Origin of the sequence: Nitratidesulfovibrio oxamicus (assembly GCF_015731765.1) — a bacterium.
Lineage (GTDB): Bacteria > Desulfobacterota > Desulfovibrionia > Desulfovibrionales > Desulfovibrionaceae > Cupidesulfovibrio > Cupidesulfovibrio oxamicus.
The window spans coordinates 1-2,405 of record NZ_VRYY01000390.1; the positions used below are offsets into that span (position 1 = coordinate 1).

The following is a 2,405-nucleotide window of genomic DNA, read 5'->3' on the forward strand; positions in this document are numbered from 1 at the left end:
CCCCGGCGGGCAGCACCGCGTCGGCCTCGGTGACGTAGCGGTAGACCATGCCCCGGCCATCCGGCAGCGTGCGCACGATGCGCCCGGCGGGAATGCGCACGTTGGGCGTATCCGTTCCGCCGCTGGCCGACGTGGCCGCCCGGTGGAAGGTCACCGTGCCCCGCGCCTGCGTGGCCTGCTTGCGGGCCAGTTCGATCTGCTCCGCGTGCAGGTCGAGGAAATCGCCGGTGGCTTTGGCGGGCACGGCCTGCTGGAACACCTGCTCCAGCAGTTGGTAGAGCTGCCACAACCCCCACGCGAACAGTTCGATGAGGCCGCGCGCAATGCCCTTGTTCAGGTTCAGGCGCTGCGGCAGCCAGCCCTGCGCGGCGTACTCGTCCTGCACGGCCTCCATGCGGGCGTAGAGTTCCGCGCGGATCTGCTCCAGCGATTTAGACAGACGCAGGGTCGACATCTTGAACCACCAGTTCGCGCACGGACTTGTCGGCGCGCAGGATGAGGTTTGAGGGCTGGTCCTCGCCGATGAACGTCCACGACACCTCGGCCTGCACGGTGCGCTCGTCCCACGTGAAGACCGTGGTGCGCACGCTGCCCACCTGCACGCGCGGATCCAGCTCCACCCGCAGGGTCACCTCCGCCTCGAAGGCGATGCGGCCACCCTCGGTGTTCTCCTCGAAAATCCAGTCGTGAATCAGGCTGCCCCAGCCCTGGTCGTAGAAGAGCGAACCCAGCCGGGTGAACAGGCGCAGGCGGATATCCTGAAGGCCCGTTTCCACGCCTTCGGTCAGGATGAACTCACCGCTTGCGGCGACGAGGGCTTGGCCTGTATCGTCGAGGGCGATATCTTGGCCCCACATGGTGCTAAAGCTTGTGTTCATGCGCCAAATCCGTGTGTGTTTAACAGGGAGGCATTATGGATATCGACGACAACGACAGCAGACTCACCAGTGACGATCCGAAGCGGCGGGAACTTCAAAAGGAATTTTTCAAATGGTGCGACGAGCATCCTGATGCGACGCCTGAAGAAATTGGCACGAAAAAGCGTGAATGCGTCATAAAGTTGCTTGGTTGGAAAAACTTCCAACCTAGATAGATCCCCCACTGCGGCTGCCCGCGTGGCTGTTGCCGCTCACTGTACTGTCACCATCCACCGACAGCCCGCCCTTGATGGCCACCGGGCCATTGATGGTCAGGCTGCCGGTGATGGTGCGGTCCGCGTGCTCGCTCACCGTGCCCTTGCCGCCGTCGTGGCCCTCTCCGGTCACGTTGCCGCGCTGGATGATCTCCGGGGCCTTCTGGATGATGCATCCGCCTGCCTCCACGGTGGCGTTGCCACCCACCTGCACCAGCCAGTCCGCCGGGGTCGTGGACACGATGCGTCTGCCCGTGTCGATGCGGATCTCCACGCCCTTCTCAAGTTGAATGACAAATTCACCCACGGCGGCCAGCGGCGCGCCGTGCCCCTGCCAGCGGATGTTGCTGATGCGCGGGTAGTTGGGGTCGCCGTCGTAGTAGGAAAGGTCGCACAGGGTGCCCACCACGGGCGGGCACACCACGCCCCGGTCCGGGCCGCCCCACAGCACCGGCAGTTCCACGCGCGGCACCACCGGCTCGGCGGGGTCGTCGGTTTCGTCGTTGCGCAGGGGCTGCACGTCGGCGTAGTAGGCCCCGTCGCTGGCATAGGCCGCCACCACCCGCGCCTTGCGGGTCACGCGGTAGTAGTGCCGCAGGTCCGGCATGCACAGCTCCACCGCCCGGCGGATGAGTTGCAGCAGGTTGGCGCTGTTCGCGCCGCCGTTACCCCCAGCCATGGTCCGCCCCGTACCGGATGAACGTCCTGTTGCCGCCGGGCGTGAGCACGTGGCGCACCTCCTGTGCCCGAAACTGCCCGCTGACGCCGCGCCGCGTGTCCTCCAGCCGGAACGGCATGGAGTGGGCAAGGCCCGCCAGCAGCACCGATTCCACCTCGGCCAGCGCGCCCGGCGTGGTGGCCACCTCGTGATTGATGAGGTTTTCGCCGGTGGCCACCGTGTACAGGGGGCCGGGTTCGTCGCCCGCGCTCCAGCGCAGGCCGTCGGCCCCCAGCCACAGGGCGTGGCGCGAAAGATCGTGCCCGTGCCCGCGCTGGATGGATTCCGCCAGTTGCCGCACGGCGCGCCACAGCGGCACCGTGGCGAACACCATGTGCGGCAGGGTCACGTCCGGAATTTCCACGGCGGCCACGGGCAGCCCGCTGCGGGACAGGATGCGCCGGGCCACCGCGTCGGCGGGTTCGCCATGGAAGGATTCGGTGATGGTGGTGCGCGACAGGGCCAGCTCCTGCCCGGCGGCCAGCACGGCCACCGCGTCCGGCCCTGCCGGGCGGAAGCCGTCCACCGTGCCGGTGAACTGCTGCATGGGGCCGC

The 2,405-nt window shown here is 67.4% G+C and carries 4 protein-coding genes and 1 pseudogene; 1 reads left to right on the forward strand and 4 read right to left on the reverse strand.

Features of this window, described 5'->3' with window-relative positions; genetic code table 11:
• Together FVW20_RS12690 and FVW20_RS12695 are read right to left on the reverse strand one after the other, a co-directional pair.
• Positions 1-454: pseudogene (locus FVW20_RS12690) on the reverse strand (baseplate J/gp47 family protein); the annotation flags it as partial.
• Positions 432-878, reverse strand: coding sequence for a GPW/gp25 family protein (locus FVW20_RS12695; RefSeq protein WP_196609905.1), 447 nt, complete (start codon positions 876-878; stop codon positions 432-434). The gene FVW20_RS12695 and the pseudogene FVW20_RS12690, both read right to left, overlap by 23 nt.
• 35 nt (positions 879-913) lie before the next feature.
• Between FVW20_RS12695 and FVW20_RS12700 the strand changes: the two genes are divergently transcribed.
• Entirely contained in the window at positions 914-1,093 is a 180-nt protein-coding gene (locus tag FVW20_RS12700) for a hypothetical protein (RefSeq protein ID WP_196609906.1), read from the forward strand.
• Here FVW20_RS12700 and FVW20_RS12705 read toward each other — a convergent pair.
• Together FVW20_RS12705 and FVW20_RS12710 are read right to left on the reverse strand one after the other, a co-directional pair.
• Complete coding sequence (locus tag FVW20_RS12705) at positions 1,086-1,811, reverse strand: baseplate assembly protein (RefSeq protein ID WP_196609907.1); 726 nt, start codon at positions 1,809-1,811, stop codon at positions 1,086-1,088. The genes FVW20_RS12700 and FVW20_RS12705 overlap by 8 nt on opposite strands.
• A partial coding sequence (locus FVW20_RS12710) for a hypothetical protein (protein ID WP_196609908.1) occupies positions 1,798-2,405 on the reverse strand: 608 nt, incomplete at its 5' end. The genes FVW20_RS12710 and FVW20_RS12705, both read right to left, overlap by 14 nt.

Excerpts from the sequence above, each read along its gene's own strand:
- FVW20_RS12695 (WP_196609905.1), bottom strand. The coding sequence starts at position 878 with ATGAACACAAGCTTTAGCACCATGTGGGGCCAAGATATCGCCCTCGAC.
- FVW20_RS12700 (WP_196609906.1), top strand. The coding sequence starts at position 914 with ATGGATATCGACGACAACGACAGCAGACTCACCAGTGACGATCCGAAG.
- FVW20_RS12705 (WP_196609907.1), bottom strand. The coding sequence starts at position 1,811 with ATGGCTGGGGGTAACGGCGGCGCGAACAGCGCCAACCTGCTGCAACTC.